Raw genomic sequence first — 22782 nt, 5'->3', positions numbered from 1 at the left:
TGCTTTTGCCAATGGCAATGGCACAATTTTTTGTATTTGTATATTTTAATTATTAAATGTTTATTGAGTTTTTTGACATTTTATTATCCTGATGCAAAGCAAAATTCTGGTAAATAAAGTTTAAGTAAATGTAAATACATTTTAAACACGCACATGAAATGTCGCTTATTTTTGGCAAGCTTGGCTAGTTTAGTGTTAATGTCTGAGCAAGCAAATGCAGCTAAATTAGAATCTTGGTATTTTGACCAAGCTCAAAATCAGTTACATATCACCACCGATTCTGGTATACAGCCTAAAGCTTTTTTACTTGATAACCCTAAACGATTAGTAATTGACTTACCTGGAACGACTATTGACACTACAACTATGCGAAAAAGCTTTGGCAAAGCTATTAAAGAAATTCGCATTGGACAACCTGATGAAAAAAGCACTCGATTAGTAATTGAATTAGCACCTGGTTACAATATTTCTCCTCAAGGTCTTTCAATTAAAGGCGATTCGCGATCGCATTGGGTGGTGAATTTTTCATCAATTAACCGTCAGCCAAATGATGTCTCATTTTCGGCTGGTGAAAACCGCCAAGATATTGCGATCGCCCCAACTGATGCTTCGACGTTTGCGGGAGTTGTGAATTTAGGTCAAGAAATACCAGTTTTAAATTCGCAAATAAAAGCATTAATGAATCGTTATCGTTCTTTAAATCCGGGAATGTTTTTCTTAGATTTACAAACAGGTAACTATGTAGATATTAATGGTGAAAAGATATTTTCAGCAGCTAGTACTATCAAGTTTCCGGTTTTGGTAGCTTTGTTTGAAGAAATAGACGCAGGTAGAATTAAGCTGAATGAAAAACTGGTGATGCGTCGTGGCTTAATTGCAGGTGAATCTGGAACAATGCAATACAAGCCTGTAGGCACAAAATTCAGCGTTTTGCAAACTATAACTAATATGATAGTTATTAGCGACAATACGGCGACAAATATGATTATCGACCGTTTGGGCGGAGAAACTAAACTAAATCAACGCTTTCGTAATTGGGGCTTGCAAAATACAGTAATTCGTAATAATCTTCCCGATGTCGGTGGTACGAATACAACTAGCCCGAAAGATTTGGTAAGACTGTCAGCGTTACTTAGTAACAATCGTTTGCTATCACCACAAAGCCGCAATCAAGTTTTAGCCATTATGCGCGGGACTCGCAATAGGTCTTTACTTCCCGCTGGTATAGATAAGAAAGCTATAATTTCTCACAAAACTGGTACACTCAGATTTATATTGGGCGATGCTGGCATAATTCAAATGCCAAACGGGAAAAGCTATTTAGCGGGTATTTTGGTACGCAGACCTAATTACGATGATGGGGCTGTAAGCTTTATTCGTCAAGTGTCAAGAGCGGTTTATAACTATTTGGGCGAGTCAAAACTTGGCAATGTTCCTGTTAATGAATCTAGCTTTGTAGATCGCTGACGCGAAAGTATTTGTAGTGGGCACTTAAGTGCCCAAAATAAGCGTTTCAACGCTTACTACGGTAATAAACAACGTTCTATTGTAGTGGGCACTTAAGTGCCCAAAATAAGCGTTTCAACGCTTACTACGGTTATAAACAACGTTCTATTGTGGCGACTACTGATTGAGAAAGTGTTTTAAAATCATAGCCACCTTCTAAGCCAAAAAGAATTTTCCGAGTTAATCCCAAACAATAATCGGTAAATAAACCATAATCTTTTGGTTGTAAATTAATCATTGCTAAAGGATCGTCAGCGTTACCATCATAACCAGCACTGACAATCAGTAAATCTGGCTGAAAGTTGGCTAAAAAGGGAATTATCTTTTTTTCAAATAGTGGCTGATATACTGCCACATCGCTACCCGGAGGAACGGGTAAGTTTAACACGTTATCATGAAAACCGCGTTCTGTGGCTCTGCCAGTACCGGGATAGCAGGGGTATTGATGCAAAGAACAGTAAGCAATCTGTTCAGTCGTTTCAACGATCGCCTGTGTACCATTACCATGATGCACATCCCAATCGAGAATGGCGACACGTTGAATTTCCGGTTGTTGTAAAGCGTAAAAAGCGGCGATCGCTGCATTAGAAAATAAGCAAAACCCCATCCCCGTATCACTTTCGGCGTGGTGTCCCGGTGGACGCGCTAGCACAAAAGCGGGATTTTCAGTTGCTAACACAGCATTAATTCCATCCACCCAAGCACTCGCTGCCAATAACGCTACATCATAACTGCGCGGGGAAATTGGCGTATCTCCATCCAAATAACCACCGCCGGTAGAAGCGATTTGTTGGACTTTTTGAATGTAGCGCGGAGTGTGTGCTTGTTGCAGAACAGACATCAAATCAAGCGCTTGGGATGTTGGTGTAGGCGATCGCCATTCAATGTGTTCTGCAAACGCAGCTGCTTTGATAGCGGAAGCGATCGCTGTTAACCTTTCTGGCTTCTCTGGATGGAGATATCCAGTTTTGTGTTCCAAAAACTCGCTACTATAGATAACTGGGAACATAGCGTCAGCAAACTGGGCAGCAGGATACAGCGGTTTCAATTGTATCCTTTAAACCATAATTCCCGCAGACCTAACCCACGCCAGTCCGCTCAACGGAGGGAACCTCCGCACGCGGCTGGCTCCCCTTCCCAGAGTAGGGAAGGGGGGAATTTAAAGCCCTATTGATTGAAAAATCGCATTAATCAACTATTCTTAGCTCATACCACTCATTTCATCTTTCATCGTTTGGTTCATCAAGCATTTCCGGTACTACACCGGGCATACCTCGAAGTTCTTCTGGGGGTAGTTCCCGTAACACATCTTCAATATTGGGCGGATGTTTGATCATGTCCAACACCTCTGGACTTAATTCTGGCGCATCCTCCTCTGGATTCATCTTTTCAGCTTGATTAATATGTTTTTCCTCAGTCATAATTTTTGCCCTATAGAACTTACGCCTCAGCTTAAACTCTGCTGCGATCGCACACACACTATCTTGGGGCTTAAATTACTAAGATTGAGCGGACAAGGCACAGAAAGTCAACCTTCCTTTGGCTGGAAGATAATACACCAAAATCAATGCTATTACTCATAAAAAGCAGAAAGATTCAGTAGTTTACGTTACATTTTTTTATTTAAATAGGAAATCAGCAGTGCTACCAAAGCGTAACAATTCCGATCAAACTCAACGTTGGACACCTCAGCTTTTTGGACTGCTAAGACGTAATCCGCTGATGATTTCGCGGTGGGTTTTACGCTGGGCAGGTGTGGGGACTGTTTGTGGTCTATTTGCTGCTTTGTACTGGAATGTTTTAGAACTAATTACTCACCAACTGCAACGATTTAACGGTCTGAGTTTGTTGATAGTGATGCCATTAGCCGGTTTAGTTATTGGGCTGGTGATTCATTTTTTGGGAAATCCTGGTGAAATCGCCGTAATTGTCGATAATATCCATTTTCGCGGCGGACGGCTGGATGCTCGCAAAAATCCTTCGATGATTCTGGCTTCTTTAGTGAGTATATCGGCAGGCGGCAGTGCAGGACCTGAAGCACCACTGGTACAGGTAACAGGTTCTTTTGGTACTTGGATTGGCGATCGCTGGCAACTTCAAGGTGAAGACCTCAGAACCATGAGTTTAGCAGCAATGGCTGCGGGTTTTACAGCTTTGTTTGGCGCACCTCTTGGTGGTGCGATGTTCGCTTTAGAAATCTTACACCATCAGCATATCGTGGAGTACTACGAAGCGTTGATGCCAGCGATTGTTTCGAGTTGTGCTAGTTATGTGGTGTTTGCGGCAATTACACACTTGGGAATTGCCCCAACTTGGCATTTCCCCAACTACCAGCTAGAAAACATTGATGATTTTGCTTTGGCTATCTTGTTTGGGATGATTGGGGCAGTCGCAGGATGGATTTTCATCGGCATTTTTCGCTCTTGCGATCGCCTATACACCCAGATTCCCGGACCAATTTATTTACGCACAACACTAGCAGGATTCGCATTAGGCTGTTTAGCCGCAATATTCCCGCTAACTCGTTATTTTGGACATGAAGAGTTAGAATCTGTCGTTAATACTAACTTGGATGCTGTTTTCCTCTTAACTCTTGCTTTGGGCAAAATGGCTGCGATTAGCCTTACCGTTACAGGTGGATGGCGTGGTGGATTTATCATACCTTTATTCTTTACTGGTGCTTGTATCGGCAAAGCGATCGCAATTTTAATTCCAGGAATTAATCCGGCGCTGGCAATGATTTGTACAATGGCAGCTATCAATGCAGCAGTGACGCGCACACCTGTAAGTACAACTTTGCTGCTGTCAAAATTAACTAACTTCAGTCCCATGACACCGATTCTCTTTGCGAGTTTGATGGGATTTTTTCTTGCCCCTAAAGTTCCCTTAATTGCATCTCAACTCAAGTCTGAGGAATCCCGTCAAGAAGACTAGGGAGAGGGGGGGAGGGGGGGATGAGGGAGATGGGGGAGATGAGGGAGAAATTCCCCCTTGTCCTCCTTGTCCTCCTTGTCCCCCTTGTCCCCCCACTCCCCACTCCCCACTCCCCACTCCCCACTCCCCACTCCCCGCTCCCCACTCCCCACTCCCCAGTCCCTAATCCCGGCAAACGAAGGCAAAATGTGCTAGAATTTTAACAAATAATTGCCATTATTCAAGACAAATTTAGAATAATTCGGCGTTTACTGAATTAAAAAAGCGAAAATCTGCCACTTTTGGAGTTTTTTAAGGTTATATGACTTATTCCCAGGATAGGATAATCCCCACCGATCTGCGGAACGAAATGTCCCGGTCTTATCTGGAATACGCGATGAGCGTAATTGTAGGTAGGGCATTGCCAGATGCCAGGGATGGTCTGAAACCTGTGCATCGCCGCATCCTTTATGCCATGCATGAGTTGGGGTTGACAGCAGACCGTCCTTTTAAAAAATGCGCCCGTGTAGTCGGGGAAGTGTTGGGTAAATATCACCCCCACGGCGACACGGCAGTGTATGATGCTTTGGTGCGGATGGCGCAAGATTTTTCGATGCGATCGCCTCTCGTCAACGGGCATGGTAACTTCGGTTCAGTAGACAACGACCCGCCAGCGGCAATGCGTTACACTGAATGTCGCTTGCAAGCCTTAACCAGCGCCGCTTTACTACAAGACATCGAATCGGAAACGGTAGACTTTATCGATAACTTCGACGGTTCCCAACAAGAACCGACAGTTTTACCCGCACGTATTCCCCAGTTACTCCTCAACGGTTCTTCTGGGATTGCCGTAGGGATGGCAACTAACATCCCTCCCCACAACTTGGGCGAATTGATTGATGGTTTTGTAGCGCTGATTCACAACCCGGAAATCACTGATATCCAGTTAATGCAATATATCCACGGTCCCGACTTTCCTACGGGAGCGCAGATTCTGGGAACAGCAGCAATTAAAGAAGCTTACACCACCGGACGCGGTTCGATAACCATGCGGGGCGTAGCTACAATTGAAACCGTAGAACAGCGCGGACGCCCGGATAGAGAAGCGATTATCATCACCGAACTGCCCTACCAAACCAACAAAGCGGCGTTAATTGAAAGAATCGCCGAAATGGTGAACGAAAAGCGCTTAGAGGGAATTGCAGATATTCGAGATGAAAGCGATCGCGATGGAATGCGAATCGTCATCGAACTCAAACGCGATGCTTATCCCCGCGTCGTCTTAAACAATCTCTACAAACAAACGCCTTTGCAAGCCAACTTTGGCGCAAATATGCTGGCGTTGGTAAATTCCGAACCCCAAGTTCTGACCCTCAAACAGTTCTTAAGCGTCTTTTTAGATTTTCGCATTCAAGCGATTACTAGAAGAACGCAATACGAACTGCGAAAAGCCGAAGAACGCGACCATCTCTTACAAGGGTTATTAATTGCCCTATCACATTTAGATGCAATTATTAACTTAATTCGTCATGCACCGGATGCACCTACGGCAAAAGGTGAGTTAATCACAACTTACGGACTTTCAGAAGTGCAAGCGGACGCAATTTTGCAAATGCAACTGCGACGTTTAACAGCACTAGAAGCAGATAAAATTCGCCTGGAACACGAAGATTTACAAAATCAAATTGCCGACTTGCAAGATATATTGGCACGGCGGGAACGGATTTTAGAAATCATTGAAACCGAAATCACCCAAATAAAAGCAACTCATGCCACACCGCGCCGCACGGTAATTTCATTAGGTGAAGGCGAATTAGATGACCTTGATTTGATCGCCAATGAAAAAGCGATTATTTTGATTACTAAACAAGGTTACATCAAACGAATGCCAGTGAATACCTTTGAAGCACAAAATCGTGCTACCAGAGGTAAAGCTGCTGCCAAAGTGAAAGATGATGACACCGTTGAGCATTTCTTGAGTTGTTGCGATCACGACAGTGTTTTATTTTTTAGCGATCGCGGAGTTGTTTACTGCGTCAAAGCATATCAAATTCCCGTGAGTTCCCGCACCTCACGCGGTACACCAATCGTGCAAATGCTGCCGATTCCCAAAGAGGAAAAAATCACTTCTATCGTCCCCGTTTCCGAGTTTAGCAACGATGAATATCTGGTAATGCTCACCAAAGGCGGCAACATCAAGAAAACCGCATTAGAAGCATTTAGCAACATTCGCGCCAACGGCTTAATAGCCATATCTCTCGAAGAAGGCGACCAACTCCGCTGGGTAGGACGCGCTAGAGTAGAAGACAGCATCATCATTGGTTCTCGTCTCGGTATGGCAATTCACTTTCGCTGTACCCATGAGCAATTGCGTCCTCTAGGTAGGGCAACTCGTGGAGTCAAAGCCATGAAGCTGAAGAAGGACGACGAACTGGTGGGTATGGCAATTTTACCAGCCGCAATTCTTGACACCTTGGATACGGTTACAGAGACAGAAGTTGACCTGAGCGAGGATATCGAAACAGAAGAAATCATCCCTGAAGAAGAATCACAAGAAATTCCCGCTAACGGCAGTATTGGTCCTTGGGTGTTGGTCATTACAATGGGAGGATATGGCAAGCGCGTCCCAGTTGCTCAATTCCGCTTGCAAAATCGTGCCGGTCAAGGTTTAATGGCAACCAAGTTCAAAAACCGCAAAACCAAAGACAAATTGGCGGCTTTGCACATTGTCAACAGCGACGACGAAATCATGATGGTTACTAATCGCGGTATTATTATCCGACAGGCGACAAATGCCATTTCTGTCCAATCGCGATCTGCCACTGGAGTGCGAGTGCAGCGTTTAGACGAAGAGGACGCAATTACCGGAGTAGCGATCGTTCCCCCCGATAGTGGTGATGTCACACCCGATACTGTTGATGTAGCAGAGGTGGAATAGTTGGGAGTAGAGACGTTCCACACCGAACGTCTGTACAAAAGTTAGGAGTTAAAAGAACGGAGTAAGAGTTATGAGTTTAAAAAATTTCCAATTCAAAACTCATAACTCAAAACTCATAGCTGCTTTAATTAGCGGTATTTTTATGGGGCTTACCGTTGCCCCATTTAATGCATGGTTCTTAGCTTGGATAGCCCTAGCCCCCCTATGGGTATTAGTTATAGAAGAAAGTAAAAAGTTAGAAGGGAAAAGAAAGAATTTTCCCCTTTCCCCTTTCCCCTTTCCCCTTTCCCCTTTATTGTGGGGTATAGGTTATCACGGTCTTGCCCTATCCTGGATTACTGGAATTCATCCGATGACTTGGATGGGCGTTCCTTGGTTGGCGAGTTTGGGAATAGCCTTATTTTGTTGGACATTCATAACTTTGTGGGGTGCCGCATTAGTCGCTATTTGGGCGATCGCCATGAGAACGATTTCCAGCCAAAATAAATTTACTCGCCTTCTCATTGGCACAGCCCTTTGGTGCGGGTTAGAATCACTTTGGAGTAATGGCGCTTTGTGGTGGACTACTATTTCTTACACTCAAGCTCCGTATAATCTCGTAATTTTACATTTAGGTCAACTTTCAGGCTCAAGTGCGGTGACAGCGGCAATTGTCGCCGTGAATGGCTTGGTTGCCGAAGCTTGGATACAAGGAAAAAGTAAAAAGGTAGAAGGTAGAAGTAAAAATTCTTTCTTCTACCTTCTACCTTTTGCCTTTTGCCTTATTATCCACCTCATCGGCTTTAGTTTATACAGCCGTCCCCTCACGCAACCACCAGAAACCGCCTTAAAAGTAGGAATTATTCAGGGGAATGTCCCCAACGAAATCAAGCTTTACCCTGAAGGTTTTCGTCGCGCTATTGAAGGTTACACTACTGGATATTTAACATTAGCAAATCAAGGTATAAATGCAGTTTTAACTCCAGAAGGAGCTTTACCTTTTTTCCAGCGTGACTTAAAGAATACTTCCCTCATCTCAGCAATACGAGAAAAAGGCGTAGTTGCTTGGATTGGCGCTTTTGGAGAACGAGGACGCAGTTATACAAATAGCTTATTTACCTTTACTGGTAACGGAGAAATTTTCAGCCGTTACGACAAAGCAAAGTTAGTTCCTATTGGCGAGTATGTTCCCTTTGAGGAAATTTTAGGTGGTATTATTCAGCGGTTATCACCTTTAGACGAACACCAAGTTCCCGGCTCATCAAATCAAGTATTTAACACACCTTTTGGTCGTGCTATTGTTGGTATTTGTTACGAATCTGCTTTTTCCGAACAATTCCGCCGTCAAGCTGCCGCAGGTGGACAATTTATACTTAGCCCTTCTAACGATGCCCATTACAGCGCTGCCATGCCCGCTCAACACCATGCCCAAGATATCATGCGGGCAATTGAAACTGATAGATGGGGAGTGCGGGCAACGAATACGGGATATTCAGCTTTTGTTGATCCTCACGGCAGAACTTTGTGGATATCTGGACACAATACTTACGAAACTCACGTCGAAACAATTTATCGCCGACAAACGCAGACTTTTTATGTACGTTGGGGCGATTGGTTGACACCATTATTATTAGGATTAGCCGCGTTAGCGTGGTTTCTAGAAAGACAGGTAAAAACAGATTGAATTATCTGTAAACAGAAAATACTCTCTTGATTGGTAGTGAGCAGCTCTATCCCTCATAACTTCGGTTTTAAGGGCTGAAGCCCTTACTACAAATAAGCATAGAAAATTGTATCTTTTATTTCAGATATTTTTCAACTTGCACAATTAAAATCCAGGTTTGCAGATTTCAACAGATGTGACGAGTGATGTTACCATTTCAATTTGATAATGTTTGCGCTCTCATATGAAGGTTTAATTATATCGCTAGCTGATGAAAAGCTAAAACTTGCATAAATATTTCAAGGGTGTTTGAAATCTATGGTAAGAAAATCTTTAGGTTTGGTAATTATCGTGTTTGGTATCAGTTTAATAGCAGCCGTATTTAGTTCAGCAATAGTAAATGGAAATATATTTCCAGTCGCTTTCCTTGTGGTTTTTATCGGTGGTTTATTACTATTTTGGGAAGCAGACAGAAGCTAGCAATCAAATCAAATCGTTATACCGCCAACTTTCTTTGGCACTATCAAGACTAGACCGTTTTTTGCTAAAATGCTGCGAGTACCACAGAACTACCTGTCCTGCTAGCTTGAAAGTATCCACCTGATACCAGCAAGGTGCAGTTAAATTGTGCTACTACAGAAGATGGAGTTAGCAGCGGCAAGTTAATTGCCAGCATTATGCTAATGAAAGCCAGAATTCGTCTGCTTTTTATGGTCAAATTGTAATTAAAGAAACTTTTTGCGTAAAATTAACGCTTGGTAGTATCTTACCAGCACAACGAAAAAATTACCAATAAAATTGGTATAAATATGCCAAGAAAAGAACAAGGATGGATCACTTTTCAAACATCTGACGAGGAACGGAAAATTCTCGAAGAGTTCTGTCAGCAGTCTCAGCGCACTAAGACGGAGATTTTGCGGGAACTAGTGCGGGGTTTAAATACGCTTTCCTCTCCACCGTCAGCACCACCACCAACCAAGCAAACAAAGAAAAAAGGTGCTGATACTCCACGCATAGAAATTAGTACTCAAAAGAAACCTTTAAAAGTTAGCTCTCGCAATATTCTTAAAGGTGTGGTAAAACAAGTTATTCGCGGAGAAGTTAACAGTCAAGTGACGATAAAGGTAATTCACGAAGTTGAGTTAACATCGGTTATTACTACAGCATCAGCGGATGATTTAGAACTATATGAGGGAACAGAAGCATATGCGCTGATTAAGTCCAGCGATATTGCGATCGCTAAGGACTGAAGAACCGTTAATTTCTTTGAGTTTCTAATAATTAAGAATTTAAATATTGGCAGCAAAATTTAATTTTGTATTTTCTCAAAGTGACAACCATGCCCAGAAACCCGACTTCTTTAATAAGTCGGGTTTCTAAATCTAAATCGTTTGTTGATCTAGTCGCTAAATATCTATTCTACAGCTACCATTACATCGGTTGATTTAATTACTGCATAAGCTTCTTTGCCTTCTGCAAGTCCTAGCGTCTCTCCTGAATGTTTTGTAATTATTGCTGTTATTTCTACTCCAGGTGCTATTTCTAATACTACTTCAGTATTAATAGAGCCTGGTTCAATTTTTTTCACAGTAGCTTTGATAGCATTGCGTGCGCTAATTTTCATCTTTTATTACCCTAATTAAACAAAATGTTACTCATAAATATTAACAATAATCTTGGATTCAATTATTAAGATTTAAAAATAATTAATATTTCTAGCAGTTGATGGCTTGTATTTGCATTCTCAAAAATATTATCAGCGCATTCAGTAGATAGTAGCCGATTGTTAAGTTAACGACTGAGCAATGGAAATTATGCAAGATTATGCAGTGTAAAAGTTAATTTTTTCTAAATGCACATACTTTGCAAAATGTAAATATACGTAGTAATTTGTCAAATCAGAACCTAAAAACGGTTAAAATGCAGATGTTTTTAGCATGTAATAGGCGGTTATCTCACGCTTAGATGAACCACTGACTTCTCCAGTCTTTTTTCAACTCGTGGGTGCTGCAACAGTTACGTAAGTCTTGTATCTGCTATATTACTAAAGGTGAATTTTATGGATATTAGCGATCGCCTAAACAATCCAAATGACTTAAGTCCTAAGTTTGAAGGATTTTTTCTAGAGATGGCAATGCCGGGACAAAAGCAAAGAGTCCAGGAAATCGTCACCGAAGCATTTGGTTTAGATTGGAATGTTGAAGAAATCGGTGATAATCTGACTGAGTTTGAAGTCACTCTTAACAAAGAAGTTTTGTCAGTCAAAGATGCTTGGGATAAGTCTTATAATCTGCGTTCTCAACCAGGAGTTGTGGATGCACAGCCATTGTTTGCAGTTCCTTTAAGCGATCGCCAAGACTTCAATCTTGAGCCTGAAGTTGTCATGGAACGCTCAATAGATAATCTTAACACTGATGTCGAATGGAGTCTCAAACAGATGCGCGTATTTGAGGCATGGTCACGCTTTTTCCCTGACCCGAATCGACCACCAGGACACGGAATTATTATCGGGCTACCGGATACAGGTTATACCCAACACCCGGAAATTATTACCAATATACTTGTAAAAAAAGGCTACGATTTTCTCAAGAACGACAAAGACGCTAAAGACGAACTCGAAGCACCTTCAGGGGTATTGTTACCCGCTCCAAGTCACGGTACATACACATCTAGTTTGATGAGTAGTCCAAGAGGAGCACAACGCAATTATCCAAGCGGAAAAGGAATGACGGGAGTAGCTCCGGGCGCGAAAATAATACCTTTACGAGTATGTTACTCAGTTATACTGTTGAGCGTAGTTAATCTAGCTAAAGCGATCGAGTATGCAGCGGATAATGGTGCTCATGTCCTCTCAATTAGCTTGGGTAGTGGTTTGTTCAACAAACGGCTGCGAAGTGCGATAACTTATGCTCAAAAACGAGGTTTAATTATAGTAGCAGCTGCTGGTAACTTTGTTCCTTACGTAGTTTGGCCCGCTGCCTATGAAGAAGTGATTGCTGTTACTGGCTGTGATGTGCAGCGTGAAATCTGGAAGGGTTCAGCGCGGGGACAGCAAGTTGATGTCACGGCGCCTTGTGATGGAGTTTGGTGTGCAAAAACTAAAAAGAAAAACGGTGAAATTGAATATGACGTTGAACCAGGTACCGGCACTTCTTTATGTACTCCCCAAGTCGCGGGTATAGCGGCTTTATGGTTGTCATATCATGGAAGAGATCAACTCATCCAACGCTATGGAGCCGAAAAAATTCCTTTTATCTTTAATCAAATTTTGCGTGATAGTTGCGAGCAATTTCCTACATGGAAGCCGAATAAATTTGGTGCAGGAATTGTTAATGCAGAAAAAGTCCTCGCAGCACCATTACCTGATGATATTACTCGTTCAATTATTGCCCCAGCGCAAGTAGAACAACATCCGGCTATAGACAGCGGAAAACTCGATACTTTCGCTCATCTGTTTGAGGAGCAAGTATTTGACAGTCAAGAAGAAACTAATTTTATGGAAGTGGTTGAAGATAACAAGAAACTGCAAGCTAGTCTTGCTGAACTGTTGCAAACAACAGAAACTCAATTACCACAGCGATTGAAAGAGGTGGGACAAGAGTTAGCTTTTTATTTTGCGACAAACCCGGAACTTTATCAGCAATTAGCCGAAGCTTTAAAGAGCGAAAAGTCAGATCCAAATCAGTTGAAAACAAGAACTTTAACTGAGTCATCAAAACCAAATAATTTGGATTCGGTGCGCGAGATGTTGTTGCAGAATGTGTCTGAAGTTTTCAAGACAAAATTGGGATGACATATTACATCATGTTTGGGAAATTACACATATTGTAGAGACGTTCCGGACCGAACGTCTCTACGAGGGTTAATGAGAGCAAGAATTTGCTGTCTTATGATACAGTCAAACGCAGTGTGTGACTCAACTTAACCCATCGTGAACTCAGGGAGGATGGGGATTTTTTTGATGTCTGCGGCGTTATCCATATCTGCACTAACCTAGATAACTTTAGCCTGGGTATATCAATTTGATTTATAGGGCGATCGCTCTTGCCCAAGAGTCAAATTATAGATAACATGTTTTGTGTAGGGTGTATTAGACTTAATTAAAGGTAACGAAAGTTAAATTAAATTCTTAAAGAGTGCAAATCGCTTGATTGAGAATAAAATTAAAGAAAAGATATGTGGGGGCAATCATTAACACCAACTGACTGATATTGAGAAAATCCAAGGTTAGCAATAAAGATTATTCACGGCACATTGCTCACACCTACCACAATTGAGTTGCCGGAACAAAGTTTTGGCGATCGCGTTACAATACTAGATATCCCCCATACAATAAATGTGCGAAAAAGGCAACGTGCATTACTTTGAAAGCCACAAATGAAAGAATTTCTTAAAACTTTGCTGTCAGATGTCCGATTTGTGTGAATAGGCAAATCCATTAAGATAAATTGTGGCAAGTTTTCTCTACCTACGCTATTGATATAAAAAGTTGTTACGAAAATAGCTACCCCCTATGGCATTTGCCATAAAGAAAGTTATTCTCGTATATTTTGATAAACACGCTCAAGTTATTAAGTCGGTTGTGCAATCCCAAAAAGCCGAAAAAATAGACTTTAACAATGAATATCCGTGTCCCTGTCGTCGTCGGGGACGCTTAATTCCGATTACGTTGACGGATGCCTTTGGTTGCGATCGCTGTCAGCAAATCTTTGTAGTGCAAGATAATGGTATTGTGCTAGAGCAACTTTCCACCACCTATCCTTACAAGCGAGCTTGGCGCTGGACAGGTTCTAGTTGGCATGTTGTGCATCCTCGGTTTGGAGAAAGTTATCTGCCCATAGCGCTAAGTATCATTTTCGTGCTAGTGATTATATGGCTGCCATTAGCACTAAAATTGGCAAATGGTTCCAGCATAATTGCTTGGGCAATGGTCGCGGTGCTTTTGGCTATCTTACCCGCACTGATGGTCTGGCTAACCTACAGACGTTAACAATGGTGATTGAAGTTTTTGACGATCGCCCCGAACCCATGAAAAGCGCTTTTCGCGCTTATCTAGCTTCCCTCAAATTGGGCATCACCAGGGGAGCAGATCGCAGTCGCGCTGTGTTGGCGATGGCAGAGGCGCTTAACCGCTCGTTTGATGACATTCTAGAGGCAAATACCTTGGATCTAGAAGCAAGTCGGGAAATGGCGGTGCCTGAGTTGATTTTGGACTGGCTGAAGCTAACTCCACAACGCTTAGAAACGACAGTGGAGATTTTGCAAAGGTTGGGGGAATTGCCAGATCCGCTGCGACGGGTGAGAAACGCCGACTATCAATTAGACGATTCCCAAACTTACTCGCAGTTAATGCCTTTGGGAGTGATTGCATTTATTTATGAGGCGTTTCCCGATTTAGGAGCGATCGCCGCAGGTTTATGCATCAAAACCGGCAACAGTATCATTCTCAAAGGTGGTGCTGAAGCTAGTCATTCTAACGCGGCGATCGCTAACGCCTTGCAAAGTGCGATCGCCGAAGTTAATTTACCATCAGGCTGTTTAGAATTAGTCAGCGCCGAACATGGAGCTTCAATTCGAGATTTAGTCAACCAAGACCAATACCTGAATTTAGTCATTCCCTACGGACGTTCTAGCTTAGTACAACAAGTAGTGCGACAGTCAACCGTTCCTGTGTTAAAATCAGGAATGGGCAACTGTTACCTTTACTGGTCGCTGAATGGCAGTTTGGAAATGGTGCGGGGAGTGATTTTAGACAGCTATCAAAGCGAACCAGACCCAGTAAACGCCATAGAAAAAGTATTAATTCATCGCCAAGCTTTACCGTCATCCTTAGCAGTTTTGTGGAACAGCTTGAAAGAAAAAGGCTTTGAAATTAAAGCAGATGCCGAACTAGTAGAAGCCTTTCCTCAGTTGCAGCTAGCTAAAGATACTGAGTGGGGAAGTGCTTATTTAACTAAGACAGTAGCCTTTAAATTGGTGGATAGTTTAGAAGTAGCGATCGCCTGGATTAATCAATACAGCAGCGGTCATGCCGATTGCATTGTCACCGAATCTTATCAGGAAAGTCGGCAATTTGCTTTAGGAGTCAACAGCGCTTCTACCTACATCAACGCTTCCCCGCGTTTTTCTCGCAACCCCTCGCGGGGAGACTCAGTATTTTTAGGAATGTCTAATCAAAAAGGTCATCGACGCGGTTTGATTAGTTTAGAAACTTTGACGACTGTCAAGCATATTGTCCAGGGAAATGGACGGTTTTAAAAGTTAGGAGTTAAGAATAATTGTAGGTTGGGTTTCCTATCTTTGCGGAATTATTTAGTTATGAGTTCCAAATTGGTAATTTATCCAGAAAATCCGACTTGTGCTGCTATTCAAGAATTGATTACAGAACTTGACAATCATTTGGCGGCTCTTTATCCTCCTGAGAGTAGGCACGGTCTTAATATTCAGGCTTTGCTTAATAAATCTGTTACCGTTTTTCTTGCTAAATTAGACGATAAGCCAGTAGGCTGTGGTGCTTTAAAGTTATTTGCACCCCTTTATGCTGAAGTAAAGCGGATGTATATTAAACCAGCCTTTCGCGGTAAAGGAATTGGTAAGAAAATCCTTAATGAGATAGAACTATCCGCAAAGCAAGCGAATATTTACACACTGCGTATAGAAACAGGTATCTATCAACTAGAAGCTATTGGATTGTATGAAAAGCTTGGCTTTTACAGAATTCCTGCATTCGGTGATTATAAACCAGATTCGTTGAGTCTTTTCTTTGAGAAAAAGCTTGTTTAATATGATTTAAAAGTAAAATCCGCTCTTGTGCATAGTGTAAGAAAATCTAAGCAGTTTTGAGGCTTTTGGCATTGTAATGCCATTTCTGTATGAAGATGCGCCTAATGCACGCCCACGCAAATAGGCTTTGTCTGTATTTAGCCCACGCAGAGATTTATTATATATTTCATTATCCTAAGAGATGCGCCAAGAGCGCCATCCGAATAGGCACACCATTCGATGCTTGCTTGAAATAGCAAGCATAAGGTGTTGTATCAACATCGGGTGAAATCGCACCTGTTCGAGGCAAAGCGTCCATCACAATCGCGTGTTTGGGAACACGAGTAAGCTTTGCTGCCGTGATCTGATACTCATCTGGAATCGGCTCCGGAGTGCTTTCCTTCCAACCATTATGGTAGATGACATCGGCTTCCAGCAGCGCTTCTTCCATTGACTCGACACGGTGATAATTGAGACCTAGCATCCTCAGTTCCGCTTCTTCGTCTTTTGAAAGCCACAATGAATCTGGACAATGGATAAGAATCCGCACATGAAAAAATCTGGCGATCGCCAGCAAGAGCGAGTGCCCAACACGTATTTGCATCCCCCCTACGATCAGCATTGTAATCCCGTTAATCTGTCCAAAGACCTTCGAGATGGTGTAGAGATCGATCAGCGCTTGAGTTGGATGTTCAGATCCCGGACCTTCACCATCACCACCATTGATGACTGGAACATCAGCGTATTGCGCGAAGGAGTTTGCGGACCCGACCAAGGGATGACGAATAACTACTAAATCGGCGTAGTTGTTTATCACGCGGGCAGTATCGGCTAAAGTCTCGCCGCATTTCGTGCCAGCCCGCGTTGCCTCCGGATTACCGAAAGTCAAGACCGAACCGCCGAGACGAAACATCGCCGATTCAAAGCTCAAGCGCGTTCGCGTACTCGGTTGAAAGAATATGGTAGCCATGATCTTGCCGTGAAGAAAATCGATGCAACGGCGATCGCGCACGATTTTCTCCATGTCGCTGGTTAGAGAAAATATGGATTTAATGTCTTTAGTCGTAAGGTCGCGGATTGAGAGAAGATGGTGTCCTTTCAAACTCGCTCTAATGATATGCATATTTGAGGCTTTTGCGCCGTAACGCACCATAATAAAACGGTGCGTTAACGCAGTGTAACGCACCCTACTTTATACTTTCTACTTTTATGCTAACTTTTCATCCGCCAGTTGATATATAGTTGCCCTCATTTCGTTAAGAAAATCAAGTGCTTCGCCTACATCATTAGTTGGTTCCACATATTGACGTAAAGCTGTTTCTGCTTGCGGCTGATAATACGGATAATATTCCGAAAACTTTTGCGTCATTTCCTGCATATTTCTGGTGTAGAATGGCTCATCTACCATGACAATACCCAAACACAAACGCAACACTTTTTTTGAGAACCACCGCACGTATTCCATTAGATATTTAGGATTCTTTCGGTCATCTTCATCTGGTTCTATAATATTTTTTTGTATCTCCTCTAATGCTTTGTAGTAATTACCATTCAAAAGTTTTGCTAATTTTAATCCTGGCGGATATGATGAAAAGTTGGCTGTAATATCTTCACCGCAAATCAACACACTATCCGTTTTGAAGATAAATCTCAATCGTTCTGCTTTTGGGTCATCAAATTCTTTTTCTTCCATAGAACTGATGTCAAGACGCTCAAGTTTAGGATACTGTGGTTCAAATTCGTCTTTGATTTCTTTTTCCCATACTTCATCGTCATCAGTGATACCACGTCGCAGAATAACTACTGTATCCATATCTGAAATTCCTGGACGGTCTTCCCCACGTCCAACACTACCCAAAAGATAATAAGCACACAAGTCAACACCAAAGCGATTTTCTACTTTTTCTCGCAAGTCGTTAAGCAGTTTTTGATATTCTGGCTTAACTTTCGAGAGTGAAGATTGGTTGATAATTAATTTCATATACGTTATATGTACATGTCGATAAGAAAAGTTAAAAGTAGGGTGCGTTAACGAAGTAACGCACCCTACTTCTATGGCTCCAAAATAGTATTAGCTTTTCGCTAATTTCTTATTAGAAGTATAGTAAACCTTATCTCCAGTATCCGGGACAAAATGACAACTAAGAGATGAGCGCCAAACTGATTTCCAAATTGGCTCTTCAGATTTGCGGTAGTAGTCACCCAAAATTGGTTTAATAGCCTCAGTAGCCTTTTTCAAATTGTAGTGAGGCATATTCAAGAAAATGTGGTGAGCTACATGAGTACCGATATCATGATGGATATGGTTAATAAAACCATAATCGCGGTCAATGGTGGAAATAGCACCTTTAAGAAAAGTCCAATTTTCGCCACGATACCAGGGAATATCTGCTTCGGTGTGGTGCAAAAATGTCACCAAGTCGAGCCACATGATAAACACAAGATAGGGTACAGCATAGTATTTCAACAACCACATCCAACCCCATTGGTAAGTTCCTAAAGCTAGTAAACTCACCATGCAAATTAACCAGATACTGCTGGTGATGACATCCCATTTTTCTGAAGGTTTAAAAAGTGGGCTGTTGGGGTGAAAGTGGGAACCCTCTTTATTAGGACTCCGCATAAATAAATACACCGGATAAGCCAATAAAAACACATAATATCGACCTATCTTTTCATCCCAAGGCATCGCTTTGTACTGCGATTCACTCACAGGATACCAGCTTTCATCATTTTCCAGACTGGCAGTATTTAAGTGGTGAGTTCTATGACTAATTCGCCAACCATGATAAGGAACGAGTATCGGTGTGTGCGAAAGATGACCAATCAAATCATTCAGCCATTTCTTTTTAGAAAAAGATTGGTGTCCGCAGTCATGTCCAACTACAAATAAAGCCCAAAACATCGTTCCTTGCATTACCCAGAAAATCGGAAAGAAATACCAAGAGTCCAGGTAATGAGCTACTGCATAAAGCAGACCAATAATCAAGATGTCTTGAAAAAAATAATAAAGTGATTTGCCAACATTAGGCTGAAAACATTCAGCGGGTATTGCCGCTTTCAAATCACCAAGAGTGAAGGGCAGGTTGGTTGTATCCTCATTCGAGTTCTGAGGATTATCTAATTTAATTGTATCTAATTGCACTTGATTTTGTTGTAGTCAATGAACCGGACATTTTTGGACGCATGAAATTTAACCTCCTCAACGAACTGTTTGAGGTATGTTTCAGTTTTTGTTTGTTTGCAGGATGAATATATCTGGCAATGTATCTAACACTTTGCGTGTATGGATGATTGCCAGAATCTATTTGAAAGCATGAAGAATAAAGCATGAAAATCTAAACTTATCATGCTTTATCTTGATACTTCAGGCTTTTTTATCGTCCTGCGTAATAGTCGTTAAAAGACTTATAGCCACTATCGGTTCTATACAGTTGACATTGGTCTGTAATTTGCTTCATTAAAGACCAAGAAAACCGACATTCATCATGTAGATACGTGCCCCAATTTTCTTGGATACTGCGATAAGCCATCCGCAAATTATAAGAGGGAATAGCAGTAGAAATGTGATGGGGGACGTGAACATTAATATCGTGGCAAAGGAATTCTACCCAGCGTGGGTAATCGCAGTGAATTGAGCCAAATAGCTGTGCTATTCCAGCATTCCACTTAGAAGCTTCCACAAAAGGAACATCTGAAGCGGTATGGTGAACAATAGTAAAGGTACTCATCCAGAAATGGTAGACCAGCCAGGGTATCAGCCAAAATTTGACAAAACCCCAAATACCGGTTGTAGCGATGAGAGTCGGGAAAGCGATCGCAGCAAAAATAGCTACTACAGCCACAGAAAGTTTAACACTGTTATGCTCTTTTGTTTGGAACTTTCGCCAATCAAAGTGTACAACCGCCCAATGTCCAACTGAACCTACCCACCACAAGCGTTTAGTGATGAATACCTCAAAGGCAGACTGTCGGGTTTTATCCCAACCTTCAAACACTTCTGTTCTGATGGGATGCCAAGCGTTGTCTTCGTCTAGCTTATTGGTATGAGTGTGATGATAATTATGCTTAATCCGCCAACTGTGGAACGGGTAAATCAACGGCATCATAAATAAATGCCCTACCACATCATTTACCCAACGACGTTTGGCAAATGAACGATGACCACAATCATGTCCGATCACAAAAAAACCCGTCAACGCGGTTCCTGTGAAAAGCCACGCTACGGGTAAGAGAAACCAAGGAGAAAATATCAGGCTTAAGTAGCCAAGGCTTACCATCAAGACACTGATTATTGCTGTTGTCCAAGCTTTGCGACGATTCTGTACAAAACATTCTCGTGGCAGGGTTTTGATAATATCTTTAAGCTTCAGGTCGGAATTATCAAAGTCACGAGCTTCTTGTTGGCTGCTGATTGTTGATGTAGTCATGAATACCTGATAGACAACAAACCTCACACTACCGATTAAGAGACACGAGTTTTCATGTCTCTACAGACTGATTGCAAAGTTTCGTAACATTACATAATCGCTTAGGATTATAGCAACCTAACTGAGCATAGCGCACCAGTAAATCGCTTTTGTCCGCTTTTTCGGTATTTACGAATCTATATTGGTGAAAGTCTTTTATTATTAGTCATTAGTCAAGCGTCAAAAGTCAAGAGTTTATTGACTATTAATCATTGACTAATGACTGACTTGCTACTTTCCAGGTGCCAGCTTTACATTCGTAGCTAGACCAAGTGCTTGCAGCAGTTGAATTGTCATCCATGTTAAATCGATTTCCCACCATTCCAGCCCGTGACGAGCCGAGTATTGATAAGCGTGGTGGTTATTGTGCCAACCTTCGCCAAATACTAAAACAGCTACCCACCAGCAATTAGTTGAGCGATCGCCACTATCGTGCGTGCGGTAGCCAAATTTGTGCGTAGCGCTGTTTACCAACCAAGTGCAGTGATAAACCCAGACAATGCGAACAAAAATTCCCCAAACAACAAACGACCAACCACCGATTAACAAAAGCAGTCCACCCAGCCCAAATTGGATGAGAATAAAATATTTTTGTAAAAACTGATAAACTGGGTCGTCGTTGAGGTCTTTAGTAAAGCGATGAGCTTCCGCATGAGCGGGGGAATGATAAATTAGCCAACCCATATGACTCCACCAAAAGCCTTTATTGGAATCATGCGGATCGGCGGTTTGGTCAGAGTGCAAATGGTGTATCCTGTGTGTACCGATCCACTCAATGGGTCCACCTTGACAGGCGAGTGTCCCGCAAAATACGAGAAAATATTCTAGCCACTTGGGAGTTTGAAAACTGCGGTGAGTCACAAGACGGTGAAATCCGAGAGTAACACCTAAGCCACCAGTCACCCAGTAAAGAAATAAAGCGACGCCAACAGCTTTCCAGCTAAAGTTACTAGGAAGCAGTGCAAATAAAGCTCCGATGTGCAGAGCAAGGAAAAAGAGGGTGTTAACCCAGTTAATTTGAGATTTAGTTGAGGCAGCAATTGTCATGCAGTAATCACCTGAGTAGGAAATGAATGAACGTTAGGAACCGCGAGATCGAAAGATCCGCATGTGTATTTTTTTTTAAGAGGAACAGATGAACAGCTTTGATGTGCTGCAAGAAGCAGAACAGGCACTGTTACAGATTTTTTCTGGAATTGACGCTCAGGTCAAGCATAATCTGAAACGAGTGCTGGATGCATTTCGCGATCGCCGTGTAGGGGCACACCATTTTGCTGGTGTAAGTGGTTATGGTCATGATGATTTAGGACGAGAAACTTTAGATAAAGTTTTTGCGGATGTGATGGGTGCTGAGGCGTCGGTGGTGCGGGTGCAGTTTGTATCCGGAACCCATGCGATCGCTTGTGCTTTATATGGTGTCCTCCGTCCTGGAGATGAAATGCTTGCTGTAGTCGGGGCACCCTACGATACTCTCGAAGAAGTCATTGGTTTACGCAGTGAAAATCAAGGTTCTCTTCTTGATTTTGGCATAAATTACCGACAATTGAATCTAACCCCTGAAGGAACAATCGATTGGCAAGCTTTAAGCCAAGGGGTAGAAGAAAATACTCGCTTAGTATTAATTCAACGTTCTTGTGGCTATTCGTGGCGTCCAAGTTTATCAATTGCGGAGATTGAAAAAATTATCCACATAGTCAAACAGCAAAATCCCAACACCATTTGTTTTGTAGATAATTGCTATGGCGAATTTATCGAAACTCAAGAACCCACAGCCGTAGGTGCTGATTTGATGGCGGGGTCATTAATTAAAAATCCTGGTGGTACAATTGTCAACGCTGGCGGATACGTCGCCGGTCGCGCCGACTTAGTAGAAGCAGCCGCATGTCGCCTTACCGCACCGGGAATTGGTAGTTATGGTGGTGCGACTTTCGACCAAAATCGCATTCTCTTCCAAGGCTTATTTCTCGCTCCGCAAATGGTAGGAGAGGCAATGAAAGGCACTCACCTCACCGGTTATGTGTTTGATAAACTCGGTTATCCGGTGAATCCCGCACCTTTTGCGCCCCGCCGCGATGTGATTCAATCAATTAAACTGGGTTCCGCGAAAAAGCTGATTGCCTTTTGTAAAGCGATACAACAGCATTCTCCCATCGGTTCCTACCTCGACCCCGTTCCCGATGAAATGCCTGGGTACTCAAGCCAGGTAGTGATGGCTGGAGGAACGTTTATTGAGGGTAGTACTTCGGAGTTTTCCGCCGATGGTCCATTGCGGGAGCCGTATGTGGTTTATTGTCAAGGGGGGACTCATTGGACCCATGTGGCGATCGCCTTAGAAGCAGCGATCGATGCGGTGGGAGAAGCTTAAGTAGTTGGACAAAATTAAATTCATTCGTGGAGTCGGGGAATACGGAGTAGGATTTCAATGTGTGTAATTAATTTTGTCTCAGTACTTAGTATTAACAATGCAAGCCGATGCATTAACAATGCAAGCCGATGCATTAACAATGCAAGCCGATGCATTAACAATGCAAGCCGATGCATTAACAATGCAA

Annotated in this window: 20 protein-coding genes; 11 read left to right on the top strand and 9 right to left on the bottom strand. The window is 42.4% G+C overall.

Annotation, left to right across the window (positions count from 1 at the left end; genetic code table 11):
• The first annotated feature begins 153 nt into the window (after nt 1-153).
• The gene (locus PI95_RS23860) at nt 154-1467 is read left to right on the top strand and encodes a serine hydrolase (protein ID WP_039739826.1); all 1314 of its coding nucleotides are present in this window, start codon (nt 154-156) and stop codon (nt 1465-1467) included.
• A gap of 130 nt (nt 1468-1597) precedes the next feature.
• Here PI95_RS23860 and PI95_RS23855 read toward each other — a convergent pair whose 3' ends face one another.
• Both PI95_RS23855 and PI95_RS23850 read right to left on the bottom strand, forming a co-directional pair.
• Nucleotides 1598-2515: a histone deacetylase family protein gene (locus PI95_RS23855; protein ID WP_039739822.1), complete on the bottom strand. Its 918-nt coding sequence runs from the start codon at nt 2513-2515 to the stop codon at nt 1598-1600.
• A gap of 211 nt (nt 2516-2726) precedes the next feature.
• Nucleotides 2727-2927, bottom strand: a complete 201-nt coding sequence (locus tag PI95_RS23850; protein ID WP_039739819.1) for a hypothetical protein — start codon at nt 2925-2927, stop codon at nt 2727-2729.
• Nucleotides 2928-3147: 220 nt separating this feature from the next.
• Between PI95_RS23850 and PI95_RS23845 the strand changes: the two genes are divergently transcribed.
• From PI95_RS23845 to lnt, 4 genes are all read left to right on the top strand, one after another.
• Complete coding sequence (locus PI95_RS23845) at nt 3148-4440, top strand: chloride channel protein (RefSeq protein ID WP_039739815.1); 1293 nt, start codon at nt 3148-3150, stop codon at nt 4438-4440.
• Entirely contained in the window at nt 4397-4606 is a 210-nt protein-coding gene (locus PI95_RS23840; RefSeq protein ID WP_163519135.1) for a hypothetical protein, read from the top strand. The genes PI95_RS23845 and PI95_RS23840 overlap by 44 nt, the downstream gene beginning before the upstream one ends.
• Before the next feature lie 135 nt (nt 4607-4741).
• The gene (gene gyrA / locus PI95_RS23835; protein ID WP_039739810.1) at nt 4742-7357 is read left to right on the top strand and encodes a DNA topoisomerase (ATP-hydrolyzing) subunit A; all 2616 of its coding nucleotides are present in this window, start codon (nt 4742-4744) and stop codon (nt 7355-7357) included.
• Between the two features lie 70 nt (nt 7358-7427).
• A complete protein-coding gene (lnt, locus tag PI95_RS23830) occupies nt 7428-9020 on the top strand; it encodes an apolipoprotein N-acyltransferase (protein ID WP_236117166.1) in 1593 nt (530 codons plus the stop codon).
• Nucleotides 9021-9543: 523 nt separating this feature from the next.
• Here lnt and PI95_RS36180 read toward each other — a convergent pair.
• Nucleotides 9544-9717 carry a hypothetical protein gene (locus PI95_RS36180; protein WP_236117165.1) on the bottom strand — a complete coding sequence of 58 codons (174 nt, stop codon included), beginning with the start codon at nt 9715-9717 and terminating at the stop codon, nt 9544-9546.
• A gap of 91 nt (nt 9718-9808) precedes the next feature.
• Here PI95_RS36180 and PI95_RS23825 point away from each other — a divergent pair, with 91 nt between their 5' ends.
• A complete protein-coding gene (locus tag PI95_RS23825; protein ID WP_039740625.1) occupies nt 9809-10249 on the top strand; it encodes a TOBE domain-containing protein in 441 nt (146 codons plus the stop codon).
• Nucleotides 10250-10413: 164 nt separating this feature from the next.
• Here the strand turns inward: PI95_RS23825 and PI95_RS23820 are convergent, their stop codons facing one another.
• Entirely contained in the window at nt 10414-10623 is a 210-nt protein-coding gene (locus PI95_RS23820) for a TOBE domain-containing protein (RefSeq protein ID WP_039739807.1), read from the bottom strand.
• 435 nt (nt 10624-11058) lie between these two features.
• Here PI95_RS23820 and PI95_RS23815 point away from each other — a divergent pair, with 435 nt between their 5' ends.
• From PI95_RS23815 to PI95_RS23800, 4 genes are all read left to right on the top strand, one after another.
• On the top strand, nt 11059-12792 hold the full coding sequence (locus PI95_RS23815) for a S8 family peptidase (RefSeq protein ID WP_039739804.1): 1734 nt from the start codon (nt 11059-11061) through the stop codon (nt 12790-12792).
• 789 nt (nt 12793-13581) lie between these two features.
• Nucleotides 13582-13989: a hypothetical protein gene (locus PI95_RS23810; RefSeq protein ID WP_039740622.1), complete on the top strand. Its 408-nt coding sequence runs from the start codon at nt 13582-13584 to the stop codon at nt 13987-13989.
• 2 nt (nt 13990-13991) lie between these two features.
• Nucleotides 13992-15257 (top strand): glutamate-5-semialdehyde dehydrogenase, encoded by a 1266-nt coding sequence (locus tag PI95_RS23805; RefSeq protein WP_039739803.1) that lies wholly within the window; start codon nt 13992-13994, stop codon nt 15255-15257.
• A gap of 60 nt (nt 15258-15317) precedes the next feature.
• Nucleotides 15318-15782 (top strand): GNAT family N-acetyltransferase, encoded by a 465-nt coding sequence (locus PI95_RS23800; protein WP_039740620.1) that lies wholly within the window; start codon nt 15318-15320, stop codon nt 15780-15782.
• Between the two features lie 169 nt (nt 15783-15951).
• Here the strand turns inward: PI95_RS23800 and pyrB are convergent, their stop codons facing one another.
• The 5 genes from pyrB to PI95_RS23775 all read right to left on the bottom strand — a co-directional run bounded on the left by pyrB (nt 15952) and on the right by PI95_RS23775 (nt 21277).
• Nucleotides 15952-16884 carry an aspartate carbamoyltransferase gene (gene pyrB, locus PI95_RS23795; RefSeq protein ID WP_039739800.1) on the bottom strand — a complete coding sequence of 311 codons (933 nt, stop codon included), beginning with the start codon at nt 16882-16884 and terminating at the stop codon, nt 15952-15954.
• An 84-nt stretch (nt 16885-16968) separates the two neighbouring features.
• Nucleotides 16969-17742 (bottom strand): nucleotidyltransferase domain-containing protein, encoded by a 774-nt coding sequence (locus tag PI95_RS23790; protein ID WP_039739797.1) that lies wholly within the window; start codon nt 17740-17742, stop codon nt 16969-16971.
• A 90-nt stretch (nt 17743-17832) separates the two neighbouring features.
• Nucleotides 17833-18906 (bottom strand): fatty acid desaturase, encoded by a 1074-nt coding sequence (locus tag PI95_RS23785; protein WP_039739795.1) that lies wholly within the window; start codon nt 18904-18906, stop codon nt 17833-17835.
• A gap of 232 nt (nt 18907-19138) precedes the next feature.
• A complete protein-coding gene (locus PI95_RS23780; protein WP_039739793.1) occupies nt 19139-20191 on the bottom strand; it encodes a fatty acid desaturase in 1053 nt (350 codons plus the stop codon).
• Between the two features lie 270 nt (nt 20192-20461).
• Complete coding sequence (locus PI95_RS23775; protein WP_039739791.1) at nt 20462-21277, bottom strand: acyl-CoA desaturase; 816 nt, start codon at nt 21275-21277, stop codon at nt 20462-20464.
• A gap of 88 nt (nt 21278-21365) precedes the next feature.
• Here PI95_RS23775 and PI95_RS23770 point away from each other — a divergent pair, with 88 nt between their 5' ends.
• Nucleotides 21366-22595 carry a methionine gamma-lyase family protein gene (locus PI95_RS23770; RefSeq protein WP_039739788.1) on the top strand — a complete coding sequence of 410 codons (1230 nt, stop codon included), beginning with the start codon at nt 21366-21368 and terminating at the stop codon, nt 22593-22595.
• Nucleotides 22596-22782: the final 187 nt, after the last annotated feature.

The sequence above is a fragment of the Hassallia byssoidea VB512170 genome (assembly GCF_000817785.2).
In the GTDB taxonomy this organism is placed as follows: domain Bacteria; phylum Cyanobacteriota; class Cyanobacteriia; order Cyanobacteriales; family Nostocaceae; genus Hassallia; species Hassallia carrinoi.
Note: the sequence above shows the minus strand (reverse complement) of the source record. Positions and strands in the feature narration are given on the sequence as shown.